Below are 19,987 nucleotides of genomic sequence, written 5' to 3'. Positions count from 1 at the left end.
CGCGACAGGGTCTGCCCGTCGGCGGCGCGAAACGACCGGGGTGTTTGCTTAGTTACAGGGCTTCGGCCTTAATGACTGATCAACAAAAACAACACCAAGGAAGTGCGCATGCGTATTGTCATGTTCCAGCCCCTGGCCCTCGGGGCCGCGATCCTGAGCTGCTCCTCTGCCTTCGCCGTGACCCTGGAAGGCGGCGCGGTAGCCGCGCCTGATCAATATGGCGCACAGGTGGCCGCCGACATCCTCAAGAAGGGCGGCAACGCGGTGGACGCCGCCGTCGCCACCGCCTTCACCCTGGCCGTGACCTACCCCGAGGCCGGCAACATCGGCGGCGGTGGCTTCATGACCCTGTTCGTCGACGGCAAACCCTACTTCCTCGACTACCGCGAAGTGGCGCCCAAGGCTGCGACCAAGACCATGTACCTGGACGACAAGGGCGAGGTGATCGAGAACCTCAGCCTGGTCGGCGTGCGCGCGGCCGGTGTGCCGGGCACGGTGATGGGGTTGTGGGAGGCGCACCAGAAGTTCGGCAAGCTCGAGTGGAGCGAGCTGCTGACCCCGGCCATCGGCTATGCGAAGAACGGTTTCAAGATTGCCCAGAAGCAATACCAGTACCGTGACGACGCCCAGGGCCTGTTCAAGACCGCGACCAATTTCAACGACTACTTCGGCAGCATGAAGGTCGGCGAGCTGTTCAAGCAGCCGGAGCTGGCGCAGACCCTCGAGCGCATTGCCGACAAGGGTGTCAGCGAGTTCTACCAGGGCAAGACCGCCGACTTGCTGGTGGCGCAGATGCAGGCCGACAAGGGCTTGATCAGCAAGGACGACCTCAAGGACTACAAGGCCGTGTGGCGTGACCCGATCGCCATCAGCTGGCGCGGCAACGTGGTCTACACCGCGCCGCCACCAAGCTCCGGCGGCGTCGCCCTGGCCCAGCTGCTGGGCATCAAGGAAGACCGGGCGGCGGATTTCAAGGGCGTCGAGCACAACTCGGCCAAGTACATCCACCTGCTGGCCGAGATCGAGAAGCGCGTGTTCGCCGACCGCGCCGACTATCTCGGCGATCCGGCTTTCACCAAGGTCCCGGTCGACCAGCTGGTGGCCAAGGATTACCTGGCCAAGCGTGCCGCCCAGGTCAACCCGAACGCGATTTCCGCAACCGACCAGGTCAAGCCGGGGCTGGAGCCGCACCAGACCACGCACTTCTCCATCGTCGACAAGCAGGGCAACGCGGTGAGCAACACCTACACCCTCAACCTCGACTATGGCAGCGGCGTGGTGGTCAAGGGCGCGGGCTTCCTGCTCAACGACGAGATGGACGACTTCAGCGCCAAGCCGGGCGCGGCCAACGCCTTTGGCGTGGTCGGCGGCGACGCCAATGCCATCGCGCCGGGCAAGCGCATGCTCTCGTCGATGAGCCCGAGCCTGGTGGCGCGTGACGGCAAGGTGGTGCTGGTGCTGGGCACCCCGGGCGGTTCGCGGATCTTCACCTCGATCTTCCAGGTGATGAACAACCTGTACGACTTCGGCATGCCGCTGGAGAAGGCCGTGGCGGCGCAGCGCGTGCATCACCAGTTGCTGCCCAAGGACACCATCTACTTCGACAGCTATGCGCCGCTCAAGGGGCAGGTGGCTGACGACCTGAAGAAGATGGGCTACGTGCTGGAGGACCAGGGCTGGGAGATGGGCGACATCCAGGCGATCCGGGTGACCGGCGAGAAGTTGGAGACGGCGTCTGACCCGCGTGGGCGTGGGGTGGGGATGATCGTCAAGTAACCCGAGCCGCAAATGAACGCGGGGCAAGCCCGCTCCCACGAACCAGTGGGAGCGGGCTTGCCCCGCGCTGCTTTACAGGATCAGACGCGGAACTGGCTGACCAGGGTCTGCAGGTGGCCACCCAGGCGCGCCAGCTCGACGCTGGAGGCGGCGGTCTCGTCACTGGCCGCGGCGGTCTGCTCCGACACGTCGCGCACGTTGAGGATGCTGCGGCTGATCTCTTCGGCCACGGCGCTCTGCTGCTCGGCGGCGGCGGCGATCTGCTGGTTCATCGACTGGATGTTCGACACCGTACGGGTGATGCTCTCCAGCGAACCACCGGCCTTGCGTGCCAGCTCGACACTGCTGTCGGTCAGGTTGCGGCTGCCGTTCATCACCTCGGCGACCTGCTGGGTGCCGTGCTGCAGGCTGGCGATCAGGCCTTCGATTTCCTCGGTGGACTGCTGGGTGCGCTGGGCCAGGCCACGCACCTCGTCGGCGACCACGGCGAAACCACGCCCGGCCTCGCCGGCACGGGCCGCCTCGATGGCGGCGTTGAGCGCCAGCAGGTTGGTCTGCTCGGCCACCGACTTGATCACGTCCATGACGCTGCCGATCTTCTGGCTTTCCTGCTGCAGCAGGGTCATGGCCTCGGTGGAGCGGTGCACTTCGTGGGCCAGGCGTTCGATCTGGCTGATCGCTTCACCCACTACCTTGTCGCCGACACGGGCTTCGTCGTCGGCGTTGGTCGCGGCATGGGAGGCTTGTTCGGCGTTGCGCGCGACTTCCTGCACGGTGGCGGCCATTTCGTGCATGGCGGTGGCCACCTGGTCGGTCTCGACCTTCTGGCTGTTGGCGCCGGCGCTGGTCTGCTCGGTCACCGCCGACAGCTCTTCGGCGGCGCTGGCGATCTGGGTCACGCCGTCGCGGATGCCGGTGATCAGGTCACGCAGGGTGGTGCCCATGCGTGCGATGCCTTGTTGCAGGGCACCCAGTTCGTCGCGGCGGGTGACGCGCAGTTGCTGGGTGAGGTCGCCGCTGGCGATGCGGTTGACCACGTCCATGGTCTCGCGCAGCGGGCGGGTGATCTGGCGGGTGATGATGAACGCGGCGAGCACGCCGACCAGCAGCGCCAGCAGGGTGGCGGAAGTCTGCAGGCTGCGGGCCTGGACGCTTTCGGCGTCACGGCGCTCGATCTGGATCTTGTACAGCTCGTCGCTGCGCTTGACGATGTCGGCGCCCTGCACGGTCATTTCTGCACGGGCCACGCCAATGGCGGCAGTGGCGTCGCGGAACTGACGCACGGCGTCGCGGTAGGCGAGCACGGCGCTTTCGAATTGCTGGATGCGCGAGGCTTCGCCCGGCAGCTGGCGCTTGAGGCTGTCGATTTCGTTGAGGGCGTTTTCCAGCTGGCGCAGGGCGGACTGCTCGGCTTCGCTGGTCAGGTCGGCGATGTAGCTGCGCACGTCCAGGCGCACTTGCACCAGCTGCTGCTTGGCCTTGCTGATCAGCAGGTACTGGGCCAGGCGGCTGGCGTCGCTTTCGCTGCTGGACAGCACGGTGCTGCTGATCGCCTCGATGGCGTCATTGGCGCGGGCCGCGGCCTGGTTCATCGACTCGCGGGCGGCGAGGGTGGTCTTGTAGCCCTGGCGCATCTTTTCCAGCGAAACCCGGTACTCGCTGATGCTCTGGCCCTGCTCGCGCAACAGCTTGAGGTTTTCGGGGCTCTTGAAGGTGTTGACCAGGTGCTGCTGCTGGCTGCCGAAGGCGTCGAGCTTGGCCTGGACGTTGGCCGCCGAGGCGTCGTCGCCGTTGGTCAGCATCCACTGCAGGCGGGCCACACGCAGGTTGGTCAGGTCACTGTTGAGCTGGGTGATGTCGCTCATCCAGTTGCTGCGGTCGATAAGGCTGCCCAGGCTATTCCAGCCGGTCAGGGCCAGCAGGCCGGTCAGGACCAGGACCAGGCCGAAGCCCAGGCCGAGTTTGAGGTTGACGCTGATATTGGCGAACCAACTGTTCATGCACGCTCTCCCAGAGAATGATTTCGCTCACTTGATCTCAAAAGCTGGGCGTTGTTGTTGTCAGATAGCCCGCAGATTTGTGTAGGACTTATCGGCAACGGAGGGAGAAGCTGAAACGCTTTTTCAGCAAATTTGTAACTTGTTGAATACGTTTATGTTTTTGACGTTGTCATTCGCGGGTGAGCCGGCTCCACGGCAGGAGCCGGCTCGCCGCCGATGGCGATTTCAGAGGCTACGCGCGCTGAACGTGTCGCACTGATTCAGGTCGCCGCTGGAGAACCCGGCCTTGAACCAGCGCACGCGCTGCTGCGAGGTGCCATGGGTGAACGAGTCGGGCACCACGCGGCCCTGGCCCTGCTGCTGCAGCCGATCGTCACCGATGGCGTTGGCGGCATTCAACGCCTCCTCGACGTCCCCCGGCTCCAGCCAGTTCAGGCGTTTCTGCGCCTGGTAGGCCCAGACTCCGGCCAGGCAGTCGGCCTGCAGCTCCTGGCGTACCAGCAGGCCGTTGTCGCCTTCCATGCGCTGGCCACTGCGGCGCGCCGCATCGACCTTGGCCGAGACGCCGAGCAGGGTTTGCACGTGGTGGCCGATTTCGTGGGCGATCACATAGGCTTGGGCGAAGTCGCCGGCGGCCTTGAAGCGGGTTTCCATTTCGCGGAAGAAAGTCATGTCCAGGTACACGCGCTGGTCTCCGGGGCAATAGAACGGCCCGACCGCCGAGGAGGCGAAGCCGCAGGCGGAGTTGACCTGGCCGCTGAACAGCACCAGCTTAGGGTCGCGGTACTGTTTGCCGGCCTGGGCGAACAGCGCCTTCCAGGTGTCCTCGGTGTCGCCGAGGACCGAGGCGACGAACTCGGCCTGCTCGTCGTTGGCTGGCGGTGCCTTGCCGTCGACGTTGGCCGGGGCGGTCTGTTGCTGCTCCATCTGCCCGGCCAGCTGGCCGAGGATCTGCAGCGGGTCTTGCCCGGTGAGCCAGCCAATGCCGACGATCAGCAGGATGGCGCCGAGCCCAAGGCCCTTGCCGCCGCCGAAACGCATGCCGCCGCCACCCCCTGCGCCGCGGGCATCGACCACGTTGTCGCTGCGTCGGCCTTTTCGCCATTCCATGTAGAGCTCTCCGGTTGCTGAAACATGAAGTCCAAGATTAGTTCAGCGCTGACCGAGGTGTATCCCCCGTCGCTGATGCATAACCAAATGGTTATGCCATGGACCGCTGAATTCAATATTCATCCCTTCGCACCTGCCGGAAACTGCAAGTCCGCCTGCCACGCCCAGGCGTTCGATAATTCCAAGAGAGGAAACCGGCATGCCCGCCCAGGACACCAGCCGCTTCGTGATCCGTGATCGCAACTGGCACCCCAAGGCCTTCACCCCCGACTACAAGACCTCTGTGGCGCGCTCCCCGCGCCAGGCGCTGGTCAGCATCCCGCAGTCGATCAGCGAAAGCACCGGCCCGGACTTTTCCCACCTGCGCTTCGGCGAGCACGACCATGACCTGCTGCTCAACTTCAACCAGGGTGGCCTGCCCATCGGCGAGCGCATCATCGTTGCCGGGCGGGTGGTCGACCAGTACGGCAAGCCGGTGCCCAACACCCTGGTGGAAATGTGGCAGGCCAATGCCGGGGGCCGTTACCGGCACAAGAACGACCGCTACCTGGCACCACTGGACCCGAACTTCGGCGGTGTCGGCCGCTGCCTGACCGATCGCGACGGCTACTACAGTTTCCGCACCATCAAGCCCGGCCCGTACCCCTGGCGCAACGGCCCCAACGACTGGCGCCCGGCGCATATCCATTTCTCCATCAGCGGCCCGTCGATCGCCACCAAGCTGATCACCCAGTTGTACTTCGAGGGCGACCCGCTGATCCCGCTGTGCCCGATCGTCAAGTCGATCGCCAACCCGGATGCCGTCGAACGGCTGATCGCCAGGCTCGACATGAGCCACGCCAACCCCATGGATTGCCTGGCCTACCGCTTCGACATCGTCCTGCGCGGCCAGCGCCAGACCCACTTCGAAAACCGCTGAGGAGGCCCGTCATGCCTATCGAACTGCTGCCGGAAACCCCTTCGCAGACCGCCGGCCCCTATGTGCACATCGGCCTTGCCCTGGAAGCGGCCGGCAACCCGACCCGTGACCAGGAAATCTGGAACTGCCTGGCCCGGCCCGATGCCCCGGGCGAGCATATCCTGCTGATCGGCCAGGTGTACGACGGCAATGGCCACCTGGTGCGCGATTCGTTCCTGGAGGTGTGGCAGGCCGACGCCGAGGGCCGTTACCAGGACGAGTACCACCTCGAGAACGCCTTCAACAGCTTCGGCCGCACCGCCACCACCTTCGATGCCGGCGAGTGGACCCTGCACACGGTCAAGCCGGGGGTGGTGAACAACGCCGCGGGCGTGCCGATGGCCCCGCACATCAACCTCAGCCTGTTTGCCCGGGGCATCAACATCCACCTGCATACCCGGCTGTACTTCGATGACGAAGCCGAGGCGAATGCCAGGTGTCCGGTGCTGAACCTGATCGAGCAGCCGCAGCGGCGCGAGACCTTGATTGCCCGGCGCTGCGAAGTGGATGGCAAGACCGCGTACCGCTTCGACATTCGTATCCAGGGCGACGGGGAGACGGTGTTCTTCGACTTCTGACGCCCCGGTCGGCAAGCCCGGCAACACTGGCAGGGCTTGCCGCTTGTACTAATGAGTTACGACTAATCCTTTCGTGGCGCATCCCTGCGCACATCGTCAAACCACTGAAATTCTGGTTGTTTTCCCGTCCTCATCGCCCCTGCCACAGGTACTAACACCAAGTTGAGAGCTACCCGATTCGGCGCCGTGCGCTTTCACTGCTGTTGTGAGCAAAACAATCAGCAGCAGCGGGAGTCCTTCCATGAACACTCAAGCGTGGATCAAGGCGGCAACGGCGCTGACGATGGCCGTGAGTCTGGGCCTTGCCGGTTGCAGCAGCGGCGGCGGCGGGCATCACAGCGAGGTCGATGGATCGTCGTCCGATGGCGGCGCGGGGGCCGGAGCCGGTGGTGGCGGGGGCGATGGTACGGGCGGCAGTGGTGGAGGCGGTAGCGGTGGCACCACGACCCCGGGTGATGGCAGCGCCGGTACCGGTACCGGTGGCGGCGGTGGCACTGGCGGCGGCAGCACCCCTGGTGGCGGTGATGGTGGCACGGGCGGTGGTACCACACCCACTGCGCTGGTCACCGGCCAGGTGGTCGACCAGTTGGGCAATACCGTGTCCGGGGTCGGTGACGGCGTGAGCAATCTCGGCCAGGTGATCGGTGCGCTGCCCATTGCCGGCAATACTTCTTTGAGCGGTGGTGTGGGCACGCTGGTGTCCTCCGCCGGCAACGCCGTGAACAGCGTCGGAGGCGGCTTGAGCGAGGGCCTGGGGCAACTGGGTACCGGCAACAATGCCGTGGGCACCACGGTGGGCGTAGTCGGTGCGGCCACCGCCGACCTGGGCGGGGGTGTCTCCGGCCTTGGCCAGGGCGTGGCCGGGCTGGCCAGCAGCGGGCCGGTCGAGCAGGTGCCGGTGGTCAACCAACTGGTTGCCGGGGCCGGTCAAGGCGTCGACCGGGTCGGCCAGGCCGTGACCATGCTCGGTGACACCCTGTCGCCGGTCGGCACCAGCGGCCCGCTCGCCGGCACGACCCAAGGCGTGAGCGATGCCTTGGTGCCGGTGGTCTCGCTGGTGGAAAACACGGCGGCCAATGCCACGCGGCAGACCGGGCTCGCCGGCCCGCTGAACCAGGCGCTGAACCAGACCGGTGGTGCCCTGAACCAGGCCGGCCAGCAACTGGCGGGTAACGGCAACCCGTTGAGCAGCACGCTCGGGCAGGCGGTGGTCAATACCGGCACCGCGGTCAGCACGGCGAGCGGGCTGGCCCCTGTTAGTGGCGGCCCACGCAGCGGCCTGCTGGAAACCGTCGGCGGCGTGGTGGCCGGTGCCGGCAGTGGGCTGACGGCAAGCACCGCCAGCCCGACCGTGAGCGGTATCGGCGGCACTTCGGTGCAGGCGGGCAATACCGTCGCCAGCCTGGGCACGGTGCTCGGTGGCAACGGCGTGGCCAACAGTGCTGCCGGGGCGCCGGTCGCGGCGCTGACCCAACAGGTGGGCAGCGGCCTCAACCCGGTGGTCGCCGGTGTATCCAGCGTGACTCAGCAAGTCGGCGCCAGTACCGGCGTCGGCGCACCCGTGGCGGGGTTGCTGAACCAGGTCGGCGGCGCGGTGGGCTCTGCCGGTACGCAACTGGCCGGTGCCACAGGCAACCCCGTCGTCAGCCAGGTCGGTGCGACAGTGACCGCAGTCGGGGCCACGCTCGGTCAGGCGGGCACCTTGGTCAATGGCGGCGGCACACCGGTCAGTGGTCTTGGTGGCGCGCTGAGTGGTGTGTCAGGGGCTCTGGCAGGCGGGCAGCGCTGACGCCACGGGCTACGCTCAAGGTGAGTGAGACCGACCGGCGCGCCGTTCGCCGGTCGGTCATCCAGCCATCCGTGGATCATGGAGTGTCCGAATGCGCCGATTGCTGCTGACGATGCTGGGGCTGTCCGCAGCCTGCCTGGCCCGGGGCGAACCCCTGCCGAGTTTCCTCAACAGCAACGAGACCGAACGCCGCCTGCCCACGCCCAACCTGCCGGTGGATGCCTACCGTCCCGACCAGCCCGGCTTGCGCGTGCCCAGCGTGGACACTTCGCGGCAACCTCCGTTGCTGATGAATACCCGGGTGGCGGTGCGCAAGGTGCGCTTCGAAGGCGGCACGGTCTACCCCCTGAGCGACCTGCGCGAGCATTTCCAGCCGGTGATCGGGCGCGAGGTCACGCTCGCCGAGCTGATCGAGACCACCCGCCGCCTCACCCAACGCTACCAGCAGGACGGCTACCTGCTGTCATACGCCTACCTGCCACCCCAGGACTTCGCCGATGGCCGGGTGCGCGTGGTGCTGGTGGAAGGCTACATCCACGACTATCAGATCGAGGGTGATATCGGCGCGGCGCGGGCCTATCTGGAGCAACTGCTGGACCGGCTCAAAGCCGAGCGTCCGCTGACCCGCGAAAGCTTCGAGCGCTATACCAGCCTGGCCGGGCGCATCCCCGGGGTGACGTTCCAGGCCCAGGTGCCGCCCCCGGCGACCACCGACGGCGCGACCCGCCTGCTCGCCCAGGTGTCGCGCAAGCCGATCACCACCACCTTGAGCCTCAACGACGGCAGCCGCGACGACCTGCAGGCGCTGCTGGGCGCCAGCAGCAACGCGCAGACCCGCTTCGCCGAACAATTGAGCGCCAGCGTGCTGGTACCGCCCGGCGAGGACAAGGAGCATTACTACCGCCTCGACTACAGCCAGTTCCTCGATGCCGAAGGCTCGAAGCTGCTGTTGTCGGCTTCGCGCTATCGCAGCGACCCCAAGGCGCGCATCCGTCTGGACAACGGCATCGACCTGACCCAGCACCGCGAAAACGAACGCTACTCGGTGGGCATCAGCCAATCGCTGATCGCCTCGGCCAGTGAATGGCTGGAGGTGGTCGGGCGCTTCTACGTGGTCAACGACCGCATCGATTACCAGGTGGTGGGCTTCCCCCTGCGCCTGGACAGCGAGACCGATATCCGCGCGCTGTCCTTCGAAGGCGACTGGCGCAAGGCCGAGGCGCGCCGCCTGCGGATTATCAGTGCCGGTGTCTACCAGGGGTTGGATCGCCTTGGCGCCAACACCAATGCCGACTACGACCTGGACTTCCTGCGCCTGCGGGTCTCGGGCGTGCAGAGCGACAACTTCAGCGACAACTGGCAGGGCGTGGCGTCGGCGGCGGCTTACTGGAGCAACGACAGCCTGCCCGACAGCGAGCGGGCAGTGTTCGGCGGGCAGAACTTCGGGCGCGGCTACCCCAGCGACCAAGGCTCCGGTGACAAGGGCTGGGGGCTGGCCTACGAGCTCAACTACAGTTTCCGGCGCGACACTGGCTGGCTCAAGGTGGTGCAGCCCTATGTGGCGCTCGACACCGCGCGGGCCTGGTTCAACGCGCTGGACGTGCGCGACTCGAAGATGTCGTCGGCGGCGCTGGGGCTGCGCTTTGGCGATATGCGCTACTACAACATCGCGGTGGAGGTGGCCAAGCCGATGTCGGACATGGCGCTGGACAGCTTCAACCGGCGGCCACGGCTGAACCTGAGTTTCAGTTATCAATTGTAAGGGGGAGCTGTGGCCCCCCATCGCCGGCAAGCCGGCTCCCACACTGACCGCGCACCGTCTCAGGTCGAGCGCTTTCCTTGTGGGAGCCGGCTTGCCGGCGATGCGCCGCGTCAGCGGCGCCTTCTGTAAGGGCGTTGTACGGTGCCAAGTCCGGCGTTATTTCACCGCCTGCATCAACGGCTTGGGAAACAGGTTCTCCAGCGTCTCGAGCAGGCGGGCGTGATAGATCGGCTTGCGGAACAGGTCGAGTACCTGCAGCCGCAGCAGGTCGCTGACATCGTCCATGTCGGCATGCCCGGACATGACGATCACCGGCAAATGCTGGCGCGCGGTATGTTCGCGCAGGCGCTGGACCAGGCCCAGGCCACTTTCCTCGGGCATGCGCAGGTCGGTGATCACCAGGGCGACATCGGGGTGGCGGGTCAGCTGTTGCAGGGCGGACCTGACCGAAGTGGCGGTGTGACAACAGAAACCTTCGTTTTCCAGCAGCTCGGCCAGCTCCAGCAAGGCCTCCTCCTCGTCGTCCACCAGCAGGATCTGTTGACGCAAGGAAGAGGTCGGCATGCTTGGCTCCGGGCGGTTGGACTACACGTCTCGCTGGCGCGGTGCGGTCACTGGGTGATCGCGGTCTGGATCTTGGTCATGATCTCCGACACTTCGGTGGAGATGGGGGTGACGAAGCCGGCCAGTACCACGGCGACCATGGCCGCGATGACCGCGTACTCGATACCGGAGGCGCCGTCCTTGCGCAGGAGGAAGGTCTTCACATGGAGAAGGATCTGTTGCAGCAGCATGGCACGTCTCCTTGCGCTCGATGGGCGCCGGTCGGAGGGGCTTGATAAGTGATACCCCTTTGCCATCAGAGCATCGCCAAGCCGTGGCGGCCTGCAAATGTAAAAAAGCATTAATCCAAAAGTATTGGTTGGAATTGGCGGCGCTAAGTTTTTGTTTTGTCGGTGCGTCAATTTCGTGGCTCGAAAAAACCAGCACAGGTAATGGCGAAAGATTGCGCCTCAGCTACCGTCCAATAGCGAAATAGTTACGTTTTGCCATCATTGGTCCCAGGCGTAAGGGAGAGCGCAGATGAGCAGTCGCCTGACCATGATCCTCGCCGGCCTATTCCTGCTCGCGGCCTTGCTCACGGGGTACTGGGGCCTGCGCCTCAGCCGTCCGCCCGAGCCTGCGCCGGCACCTCTCACCCCGCCCGGCGAGGCCGCCATCCCGGCCGCTGCCGTACCCGCCGCGCCCCCGGAACCCCCACGCTCGCCCATCGTGGTCCTGCGCAGGGCGGTCGCGGCCAACACCCCCTTGAGCGAGGAGGATGTGCTCCTCGAGCGTCTGCAGGTAGTCCCGGCCGGTGCTTTCCAGCAACTGGACCAGGTGCTCGGGCGCAGCAGTACCCGCCCCCTTGCGGCGGGCAGTTGGCTGGACGAGTCGAGCTTCCAGGCCGGCGGCCCCCTGGCGCGGATGATTCGCGCCCACGAACGGGCGGTCGCGGTGGCCATCGACGATGTGATCGGTGCGGCCGGGCAACTGCGCCCAGGCGATTATGTCGACGTGCTGCTGTTCCTGCGTGAAGAAAACAACAACCCGCAATCCTCCGCCCAGGTGGTGTTGCCGGCCTTGCGCGTGCTGAGCGTCGACCAGCAGACGGGCCTAGCCAACGATGGACGCCCGGCCCAGAGCGCCGAAGAGCAGAAGGCCCGCCGCGACCAGCAGTCCATTGCCAGCAACCCTGTGCGCACCGTGGGCCTGGCCGTGCCCGAGGCCCTGGCCAGCCGGTTGATGCTGGCGGCCCAGGCCGGGACCCTGCGCCTGGCGGTGCGCAGTGCCGACGAGCCGCTGCTGGCCGGGTATTGGTCCGGCCAGGATGCCAGCCCGCAACTGGAAACGGCCAACCGCAACCTCTACCGCTTCAGCCAGCTGTCCCAGGTGCCCCTGGCCAGCCAGGCGGCGGCCGCGGCGGCTGGCGCGCCGACCATGCAGATCATCCGCGGCGCGCAGAACGGCGACAACAACAAGACTCCCTGAACCGGCAAGGATGCGATCCATGCGTAGTTCTTTGCGTGTTACTCCTCGAGGCAACTGGCTGGCCCCGGCGCTGCTGGCCCTGGCCTTGCTCGCACCGACGGCGCAGGCGGCCGCGAAGGGTTGCGCGGCCTTCGGCCAACTGCCCTCGGTCATCGAGATGGATCAGGGCCTGCAGCAGGAGCTGCGCCTGCCGGTGGCCATCACCCGGGCGGCGGTCGGCGAGCCCAAGGTGGCCGATGTGCAGCCCAGCGGCGAGCGGGCCGTGCTGCTCACGGCGGTGGGGCAGGGCACCACCAGCCTGATGCTGTGGACCGACTGCGCCGCCCAGCCGCATCGGGCCATGCTGTTCGTCAAGGGCCGGGCCAGCGCCGACATGGCAGAGGCCGCGCAACTGCCCACGGCCCAGGAGGACCTGCCCGTGCAGGTGCAGGCCGATATCCGCTTCGTCGAAGTGCGCCGCCTGAAGTACAAGGAGGCCGGCGCTAGGTTGTTCTTCAAGGGCTCGAACAACAGCCTGATCGGCTCACCCAATACCGTGCCCAACACCGTGGTGCGCCCCGGCTACGTGCCGGGTGTCGCCACCGGCACCAACCCGGTGACCTACGCCGATGTGCGGCCCGGCATCCCGCTCGACAACGACGTCTTCAACATCGTCTGGGGCGGCGGCAGCAGCCGCTTCCTGGCGATGATCAACGCTCTGGAGAACAGCGGCTTCGCCTACACCCTGGCCCGCCCCAGCCTGACCGTGCTCAGCGGCCTGACCGCGAGCTTCCTGGCCGGCGGCGAGATCCCCATCCCGGTGCCCAGCAGCGGCAGCGACAACGTGTCCATCGAGTACAAGGAGTTCGGCGTGCGCCTGGCGCTGACCCCGACCGTGGTCAGCCGCAACCGCATCACCCTCAAGGTGGCGCCCGAGGTCAGCGAGCTCGACTACAACAACGCGGTGGTCATCGCCGGTACCCAGGTGCCGGGCCTGAGCGTGCGCCGCACCGACACCAGCATTTCGCTGGCCGATGGCGAGAGCTTCATCATCAGCGGGCTGATCAGCAGTAACGTACGCTCGGCCGTGGACAAGATGCCGGGCCTGGGCAACCTGCCGATCATCGGCGCGTTCTTCCGCCAGTCGGCGCTCAACCGCGAAGAGACCGAGCTGCTGATGATCGTCACCCCGCACCTGGTCCAGCCGTTGGCCGCCAATGCGCGCCTGCCGGAGCTGCCGGGCGAGGCGCTGCGCACCTACGACCCCAGCTGGGGCCGCCTGTTCTTCATGGAAAACGGCAATTTCGAAGGCCGTGGCGGGTTGTCCCAATGAGCGAAAGCCTGAACCAGACCTACCTGGCCCTGACCCGCAACGACGAAGACCTGCACTGGCTGCAGGGCGCGTTGGCACCGCTGGGGCAGGTGATCGGCGCCAGCAGTCCGAACCTCGACGAGTTGCTGGCGCTGGTCGACATGACCTTCAGCAACCTGGTGTTCATCGGCCTGGACCGCGAACAGCTGATCGGCCAGTGCGCGTTGATCGAAGGCCTGCTGGAAGCCAAGCCGATGCTGGCCATCGTCGCCCTCGGCGACGGCATGGACAACCAGCTGGTGCTGCACGCCATGCGCGCCGGCGCCCGCGACTTCGTCGCCTACGGCTCGCGCGCCAGCGAGGTGGCGGGGCTGGTGCGGCGCCTGGGCAAGCGCTTGCCGACGGCCACCAGCAACCCCAGCCTGGGCGGCCTCACCGTGCTCTACGGTGCCCAGCGCGGCGCGGATGGCGCGCTGCTCACCACCCACCTGGCGCGGGTGGTGCAGGAAAGCGGGCAGCAGACCCTGCTGCTCGACCTCGGCCTGCCCCGCGGCGACAGCCTGGCCTTGCTCGGTCTGGAAGCGTCGTTCCATTTCGGCGATGCCCTGCGCCACCTGCGCCGGCTCGACGCCACCCTGATCGACAGCGCCTTCACCCGCGACAAGGGTGGCCTGCGCATCCTCGCCTATGCCGATAACGACGAGGCCCTGCAACAGTCCAGCGCCGCCGAGCTGCATATGCTCCTCGGCGCCCTGCGCCAGCACTTCCAGCACATCGTCGTGAACCTCACCGGGCAGGCCGACAGCGAGGCGCTGCGGACCCTCGTCAGCCACTGCGACAAGCTGATCGTCTACACCGACCAGAACATCCTCGACTGCCGGCGCAACCTGGATGTGCTCGAGCAGTGGCGCGACCGTGGCATCAAGCTCGAGCACGCCAGCCTGCTGGTGGACCGCTACCTGCGCCAGGTGGCGCCGGATGCCGAGGCCCTGGCCAAGCGCTACGGGCTGCCCTTGCTCAAGGTCATGCCCTACAGCCCGGAAGTGCGCCTGAACGCCAAGAACCAGGGCCTGAGCCTGTTCGAACTGGCCCCGCGTGAAAGCCTTACCCAGGCCCTGCGCGGGCTTGGCGAGCGCCTGGCGCGGCGCTCGGAAAACCTCGCACCGCCGGGCCAGAGCTGGCTGCGCCGGCTGTGGGGCAACCGATGATCAGCGAAGAACCCTTTGGCGGGCCCCGACATGCGGCCAGTGACCCGCAGGCGCTCAAGCGCGCCCTGCACCGGCACGTGATCGATGCCATCGAGGACAGCGGCCGCAACCTGCTGGAGGGCGCGCGGCCGGTGCTGGCGCAGTTCGTCCTCGAGCAGGTGGGTGACTATGTGGCGCGTCTGCGCCTGGCCCTGTCGCGCTACGAGATGGAGCGCCTGGCCGAGGAGATCGTCGACGAGCTCACCGGTTATGGTCCGCTGGAGGTGCTGCTGCGCGACCCGAGCGTGACCGAGATCCTGGTCAACGGCCCGTACCGGGTGTTCGTCGAGCGCTCTGGCTTGCTGCAGCAGACCGACCTGCGCTTCATCGACGCGCACCATGTCGAGCGGGTCATGCAGCGCATCCTCGCGCCCCTGGGCCGGCGCCTGGACGAGTCGTCGCCAATGGTCGATGCGCGCATGCCCGACGGCAGCCGGGTCAACGCGATCATTCCGCCGGTGGCCCTGGACGGGCCGTGCCTGTCGATCCGCAAGTTTCGCCAGGACATGCTCAAGAGCGCCGACCTGCTGGCCACCCGGGCCATCGACCAGCCCATCTACGACTTTCTCGAACGCGCCGTGGGCCGGCGTTGCAACATCCTGGTCAGTGGCGGCACCGGCACCGGCAAGACCACCTTGCTCAACATCCTCAGCCAGATGATCGCGCCCCAGGAGCGCCTGGTGACCATCGAGGACGTGGCCGAACTGCAGCTGCACCACCCCCATGTGGTACGCCTGGAAACCCGCCCGCCGAATGCCGAGGGCCACGGCGAGATCAAGGCCAGCGAGCTGATCCGCAATGCCCTGCGCATGCGCCCCGACCGCATCATCCTCGGCGAGATCCGCGGCGCCGAGGTGCTCGACGTGATGACCGCGATGAACACCGGCCATGACGGTTCGATGAGCACGGTGCACGCCAACACCGCCCAGGACGCCCTGCTGCGCCTGGAGACCCTGGTTGGCCTGACGGGGCGGCAGATTGCCGAGAAGACCCTGCGGCAGATGATCTGCGCCGCGCTGGACGTGGTGATCCAGCTGACCCGCCTGGCCGATGGCCGGCGCTGCGTCAGCGAGGTGCTGGAAGTGGTCGGGGTGCGCGACGATGTGTATGTCACCAACACCTTGTTCCGCCTGGACCGACGCAGTGGCGAAGGCTTTCTGCGCGAGGCGCCGAACCCCGCCGGCGGCAAGCTGCGCCACGAAGGGGTGCTGTGATGGGGCCGCTGCTGCTGGCCCTGTCACCCCTGTGCCTGGGCATGGCCTTGCTGCTGTGGCGCCTGGGCCTGTACAAGCGCGGCGAGGAGCGCATCCTCGACCGTCTGGGGCGGGCCTACCGTGTCGTGCGCAGCGGCAATGCCCGGCGTGACTGGCTCGACCCGCTGTTGCAGCGGGCGGGGCTTGTCCATGCCGATTTTTCCCCCCGGCCCTGGTTGCTGGGTTGGCTGGCGCTGACCGTGCTGGCCGGCGTGCTGGCCGGCTGGGTGGCGGCGCTGATGGTGCTGGCCGGCCTGCCTGTGCTCGGCCACCTGTACCTGAGTTGGCGCTGCCGGCGGCGCCTGCAGCAGATCGTCCAGCAGTTGCCCGGCCTGCTCGACTACAGCGTGCGCAGCCTCAAGGCCGGGCGCACCCTCAACGAGGCGGTGCTCGGCGGCGTCGACAGCACCCGCGAGCCGTTGCGCTCGGCGATGCTGCGGGTGCGGCGCAACGTGCAGCTCGGTGTGCCGCTGGAAGATGCCGTCAGCGAGTTCGCCGAACTCTACGGTCAGGCCGAACTGCGCATGTTCGCCCTGGGGCTGCGCATCAACCAGCGCCACGGCGGCAACGCCAGCGAACTGATGGAGAACCTGATCAAGCTGATCCGCGAACACGAGCAGGGCGACCGGCAACTGCGCGCCATGACCGGCGAGACCCGCATCACCGCGTGGATCCTCGGCGCGCTGCCGCTGGTGATGGTCGGCTACTTCCTGTTCGCCAACCCCACCTACCTGCTGGCCATGTGGCGCGACGCCAGCGGCCAGATGATGCTGCTATTCGCCTTTGTCATGCAGGCGGTCGGCTGTCTGGTGCTGTGGCGCATGATGAGGAGCCTGTGACCATGGCCTTGATGCTCAGCGCCCTGTGCCTGTTCGCCGCGTTCGCCCTGCTGGCCGCGCAGGCCATCGGCCAGTGGCGCGCTCGCCAGCGCGTGGCGCGGCGCCTGCAGGGGCGGCTGGACCGTGATGAGCGCCTGGGCGACTGGTTGCAGTGGCTGGGCAGCAGCCCCTGGGGGCGGCGCCTGCAACGGCTGGACGGCGAGACCCAGGCGCTGCTTGACCGCCTGGGCTGGCGGCGCAGCCGGCAACGCGCACTGTTTGCCGCCGTGCAATTGGGCTTGCCGGTGCTGGCAGTGGGCATGGCGCTACTGTTGGCCCATGGCCTGCCCGGGGAAAACCGCGGGCACTGGGGCGTGCTGGTGCTCTGTGCGCTGGGCGCGGGCTACCTGTTGCCCAAGCGCCTGCTGGTCGTGGCGGCGGCCCGGCGCCAGCGGCACATCGCCGAGGAAGTGAGCCTGCTCATCCCGTTGCTGCGCATCCTTTTCGAAACCGGGCTGGCGGTGGAGCAGGCCCTGCGCGTGCTGGCCCAGGAAGGCCGCAGCCTGGTGCCGAACATCAGCGACGAGTTGCGCCTGGTGTTGCAGCGGGTCGATTCCGGCCTGGCCCTGGGCCCGGAGCTTGAAAAGACCGCGCGCCTGCTGGCGGTGGACGAGTTCATCGACACCTGCGTCATCCTCCAGCAACTGCTGGTGCAGGGCAGTGGCTCGATGAAGTCGTTGCTGGCGCTCAAGGAACTGCTTGATGACCGGCGCCTGACCGGCCTGCAGGAGCGGGTGTCGAAGATGTCGGCGAAGATGTCGGCGGTGATGATGCTGTTCCTGTTCCCGGCCCTGCTCATCGTTCTGGCCGGGCCAGGGTTTTCCGCCCTGGCGCGGGCCTTGGGTTCATAAGCACCGAACATTCGGGCATTGATAGGGGAGACGCACAATGAAAGCCATCCTGATGTTCATCAGCCTGCTGCTGCTTGGCGGCTGCGCCGGGCAGCCTCCCGAAGGCCTGGCGCGCCTATTGGGCGGCGGCGCTTGTGGCAAGCCTGATGCCGACCAGCAATTGAGCCTGGACATGGCCGACCAGATGATCAGCGAAGGTCGCCCGCACGCTGGGCTGGCCCACCTGGAGCAGTTGCCCGACCAGCTCGACCAGGTGCGCCTGCGCAAGGCCAAGGTGCTGCGCCTGCTCGGGCGCGCCGAGGCCGAACCGCTCTACCGCAGTCTGCTCGGCGGTTGCCTGGCCGCTGAGGGCGAACACGGCCTGGGGCAACTGGCCTCGGCCCGCGGCGACGACGCCCAGGCCCTGCGCAACCTGCAACGGGCGGCGCGGCTGGCGCCCACCGACGAGAAGGTGCGCAACGACCTGGGTGTGGTGCAGATGAACCTGGGTAATCACGAACAGGCGCGTTTCGAATTTCTCACCGCCATCGAGCTCAAGGACGACAACCCGCTGCCGGCCGTTAACCTGGTGACCCTGTCGCTGGTGCAGGACAACTGGCGCCAGGCGGAGGACCTGGTCAATCGCCTGCACCTGAAACCCGAGCAGTTCGCCGAGGCCCAGGCCCGGGCGCAGCGCATGCTTGCCAACGGGCGTGGCCCGCTGGCCGCCACCGAATCCCCGGCCGCGGCCATCAACTGAGCGGAGGTGAACATGTTCAAGCCCTGGATCGTCCTGGCCTGCCTGGCCGCGCCACTGTCGGCGCTGGCCGAGGACCCGCCGCGCCAGCCGCGCCCGCAGACCGCCACCGAAGCCCTGTTGCAGGTGCAGGCGAGCAACCGCCAGGCGTCCAGCGTGCGCCAGGTGCAGACCGACAAGGAACGCGACCAGGCCATGCAGCGCTGGCTGGACAGCTACAAGTATCCGATCCCGGATTTCTACCGCTGGACCAAGATCAGTTCGTCGAACAATTGAGCGCCTGATCGCGGCCAGGCCCCGCGATCAGAATCAAGGCATTCAATGGGTGGTAAAGCGCTGATGCACTGGCGAAGAGCGTGGGGTCAGCGCCAGCGCCAGTTGCGTGCGGTTGTGCATGTGGGTCAGGCGCAGCACCTGGGACACGTACAGCTTCACCGTGTTCTCGGTGATGCCCAGTTCGCAGGCGATCTGGTAGTTGGTCTTGCCCTTGCTCACCAGCCGGGCAACTTCCAGTTGCCGCGGCGACAGTTTCTCGAACGCCGCCGGCAGCTCCGGCTCGCCTTCCTCGGTATCGCTGGCGCGCCGATGGGCGCCCTGGCCCCGGGCTTTTTCCAGGTCCTGGTAGAGGTCGTCGATGGACTCGGCCAGCTCCTGCAGGCGCTGGTTGAGGCTGCCCAGTTCGCGGAAGTTGCGGCGCCGCTCCAGCAGCGCGGTTTCCTGGCGCCGCACGCCTTCGAGCAGCTCGTCCAGGTCCATGGGTTTCTGGTAGTAGTCGGCGAAGCCCTCGCGCAGGGCGCGGATCACGTCCTGCTTGTCGGCGCGGCCGGTCAACATGATCGCCTCGAACATGCGCTGCGGCCCGGCGATCTGCTTCAACGTGCGCACCAGTTCGATGCCATCGCGCTCGGGCATGTGCAGGTCGCAGAGGATCAGGCCGATGGTTTCGTCCGCCTTGAAGCAGTCGATGCCCTGGCCGGTGGAGTGGGCGGGGACACAACGGTAGCCCTCGCTTTCGAGGAATTCGCACAACTCTTCGACGATCACTGGCTGGTCGTCGACCACCAGCACTTTCACCTCACTGACGGGTTTGTTCACGATCAACTCCCTGTTGTATCGGCCCTGCTCCCGGGCCAGACGCTCTGGCAGTTAGAAAAGTAGTCGCACTTTGCCGTTATGTACATCGGTCCTACTCCAGAATCCGACCCTTCGGTCGTTTATTGGATCCATACCGCTGTCAGCAGGAAGCCAGCGAGCACGTAGGGGGCAAAGGGCTGCTTGTCGCCGACCTGTTCGGCCAGCGCCTGCAGGCGCTTCTTCACCTTGGGGTTGAGCAGGGTCCACAGGCGCCGGCGGCCGAACATCCAGGCCAGGACGGTGACCCCGGCGCCGATGAAGGTGCCGAGCACGTACTGCGGGCTGGTGGCCAGGGCCAGGGCGCCCATCAGTTTCACGTCGCCGGCGCCGAAGCGGCCGAGCATGTAGCCGGGCAGGGTGAGCAGCATGACGATGGCCAGGCCCCAGCCGGCCTCGCTGGCGTCGGCGCCGATCCAGCTGCGTCCGGTGGCGAACAGCCAGGCCAGGGCGCACGCCGCGACGCCCAGTGTCAGGGCGTTGGATATTTGTCGTTCACGGACATCTTGTTCGGTGCACAAGGCAAGCCACAGCAGGAGAACAATGCTTTGCATTGGCAAAATGCCATCCCTATTCGTTGAACGGTTCTATGCTTT

Annotated in this window: 19 protein-coding genes and 1 pseudogene; 13 read left to right on the top strand and 7 right to left on the bottom strand. The window is 66.8% G+C overall.

Annotation, left to right across the window (positions count from 1 at the left end; translation table 11 throughout):
• Positions 1–108 precede the first annotated feature (108 nt).
• Positions 109–1,776: a gamma-glutamyltransferase gene (ggt, locus tag KHO27_RS18525; RefSeq protein ID WP_139668418.1), complete on the top strand. Its 1,668-nt coding sequence runs from the start codon at positions 109–111 to the stop codon at positions 1,774–1,776.
• A gap of 80 nt (positions 1,777–1,856) precedes the next feature.
• On the opposite strand, the gene KHO27_RS26605 is transcribed toward ggt, so the two are convergent.
• The 3 genes and pseudogenes from KHO27_RS26605 to ypfJ form a co-directional block, all read right to left on the bottom strand.
• Entirely contained in the window at positions 1,857–2,570 is a 714-nt protein-coding gene (locus KHO27_RS26605) for a methyl-accepting chemotaxis protein (RefSeq protein WP_502937653.1), read from the bottom strand.
• A 141-nt stretch (positions 2,571–2,711) separates the two neighbouring features.
• Positions 2,712–3,641, bottom strand: a pseudogene (locus KHO27_RS26600) (methyl-accepting chemotaxis protein); the annotation flags it as partial.
• Positions 3,642–4,001: 360 nt separating this feature from the next.
• Entirely contained in the window at positions 4,002–4,886 is an 885-nt protein-coding gene (gene ypfJ, locus KHO27_RS18515) for a KPN_02809 family neutral zinc metallopeptidase (RefSeq protein WP_110703739.1), read from the bottom strand.
• Positions 4,887–5,085: 199 nt separating this feature from the next.
• Here ypfJ and pcaH point away from each other — a divergent pair, with 199 nt between their 5' ends.
• The 4 genes from pcaH (at position 5,086) to KHO27_RS18495 (ending at position 9,973) form a co-directional block, all read left to right on the top strand.
• Positions 5,086–5,805, top strand: coding sequence for a protocatechuate 3,4-dioxygenase subunit beta (gene pcaH / locus KHO27_RS18510; protein WP_094012489.1), 720 nt, complete (start codon positions 5,086–5,088; stop codon positions 5,803–5,805).
• A gap of 11 nt (positions 5,806–5,816) precedes the next feature.
• Complete coding sequence (gene pcaG / locus KHO27_RS18505) at positions 5,817–6,422, top strand: protocatechuate 3,4-dioxygenase subunit alpha (RefSeq protein WP_110703741.1); 606 nt, start codon at positions 5,817–5,819, stop codon at positions 6,420–6,422.
• Positions 6,423–6,663: 241 nt separating this feature from the next.
• Complete coding sequence (locus tag KHO27_RS18500; RefSeq protein ID WP_214500606.1) at positions 6,664–8,211, top strand: collagen-like triple helix repeat-containing protein; 1,548 nt, start codon at positions 6,664–6,666, stop codon at positions 8,209–8,211.
• 91 nt (positions 8,212–8,302) lie between these two features.
• Positions 8,303–9,973: a ShlB/FhaC/HecB family hemolysin secretion/activation protein gene (locus tag KHO27_RS18495; protein WP_214500605.1), complete on the top strand. Its 1,671-nt coding sequence runs from the start codon at positions 8,303–8,305 to the stop codon at positions 9,971–9,973.
• Positions 9,974–10,129: 156 nt separating this feature from the next.
• Here KHO27_RS18495 and KHO27_RS18490 read toward each other — a convergent pair whose 3' ends face one another.
• Positions 10,130–10,537 (bottom strand): response regulator, encoded by a 408-nt coding sequence (locus KHO27_RS18490; protein WP_046854132.1) that lies wholly within the window; start codon positions 10,535–10,537, stop codon positions 10,130–10,132.
• A gap of 47 nt (positions 10,538–10,584) precedes the next feature.
• Entirely contained in the window at positions 10,585–10,767 is a 183-nt protein-coding gene (locus KHO27_RS18485; RefSeq protein WP_102684463.1) for a Flp family type IVb pilin, read from the bottom strand.
• Between the two features lie 289 nt (positions 10,768–11,056).
• Between KHO27_RS18485 and cpaB the strand changes: the two genes are divergently transcribed.
• Genes cpaB through KHO27_RS18445 form a run of 8 tightly spaced genes read left to right on the top strand, consistent with a single transcriptional unit; the run spans position 11,057 to position 18,536 of the window.
• Positions 11,057–12,004 (top strand): Flp pilus assembly protein CpaB, encoded by a 948-nt coding sequence (gene cpaB / locus KHO27_RS18480; RefSeq protein ID WP_111533358.1) that lies wholly within the window; start codon positions 11,057–11,059, stop codon positions 12,002–12,004.
• A gap of 19 nt (positions 12,005–12,023) precedes the next feature.
• Positions 12,024–13,316 (top strand): type II and III secretion system protein family protein, encoded by a 1,293-nt coding sequence (locus KHO27_RS18475; protein WP_110703749.1) that lies wholly within the window; start codon positions 12,024–12,026, stop codon positions 13,314–13,316.
• Positions 13,313–14,503, top strand: a complete 1,191-nt coding sequence (locus KHO27_RS18470; RefSeq protein WP_102684810.1) for a CpaE/TadZ family protein — start codon at positions 13,313–13,315, stop codon at positions 14,501–14,503. Before KHO27_RS18475 ends, KHO27_RS18470 begins: the two co-directional genes overlap by 4 nt.
• Positions 14,500–15,756, top strand: a complete 1,257-nt coding sequence (locus KHO27_RS18465) for a TadA family conjugal transfer-associated ATPase (RefSeq protein WP_038706838.1) — start codon at positions 14,500–14,502, stop codon at positions 15,754–15,756. Before KHO27_RS18470 ends, KHO27_RS18465 begins: the two co-directional genes overlap by 4 nt.
• The gene (locus tag KHO27_RS18460) at positions 15,753–16,634 is read left to right on the top strand and encodes a type II secretion system F family protein (protein ID WP_111533360.1); all 882 of its coding nucleotides are present in this window, start codon (positions 15,753–15,755) and stop codon (positions 16,632–16,634) included. The genes KHO27_RS18465 and KHO27_RS18460 overlap by 4 nt, the downstream gene beginning before the upstream one ends.
• A 2-nt stretch (positions 16,635–16,636) precedes the next feature.
• Entirely contained in the window at positions 16,637–17,524 is an 888-nt protein-coding gene (locus KHO27_RS18455; protein ID WP_111533361.1) for a type II secretion system F family protein, read from the top strand.
• Positions 17,525–17,561: 37 nt separating this feature from the next.
• Positions 17,562–18,263 (top strand): tetratricopeptide repeat protein, encoded by a 702-nt coding sequence (locus KHO27_RS18450; RefSeq protein ID WP_111533363.1) that lies wholly within the window; start codon positions 17,562–17,564, stop codon positions 18,261–18,263.
• Positions 18,264–18,275: 12 nt separating this feature from the next.
• Positions 18,276–18,536: a DUF3613 domain-containing protein gene (locus tag KHO27_RS18445; RefSeq protein WP_038706834.1), complete on the top strand. Its 261-nt coding sequence runs from the start codon at positions 18,276–18,278 to the stop codon at positions 18,534–18,536.
• Between the two features lie 42 nt (positions 18,537–18,578).
• Here the strand turns inward: KHO27_RS18445 and KHO27_RS18440 are convergent, their stop codons facing one another.
• Together KHO27_RS18440 and KHO27_RS18435 are read right to left on the bottom strand one after the other, a co-directional pair.
• Positions 18,579–19,361, bottom strand: a complete 783-nt coding sequence (locus KHO27_RS18440) for a response regulator (protein WP_219730482.1) — start codon at positions 19,359–19,361, stop codon at positions 18,579–18,581.
• Between the two features lie 113 nt (positions 19,362–19,474).
• On the bottom strand, positions 19,475–19,945 hold the full coding sequence (locus tag KHO27_RS18435) for an A24 family peptidase (protein ID WP_038706832.1): 471 nt from the start codon (positions 19,943–19,945) through the stop codon (positions 19,475–19,477).
• Positions 19,946–19,987 lie beyond the last annotated feature (42 nt).

The organism is Pseudomonas sp. RC3H12 (genome assembly GCF_018596375.1).
Lineage (GTDB): Bacteria > Pseudomonadota > Gammaproteobacteria > Pseudomonadales > Pseudomonadaceae > Aquipseudomonas.
This window is presented reverse-complemented; position numbering and strand designations above follow the sequence as displayed.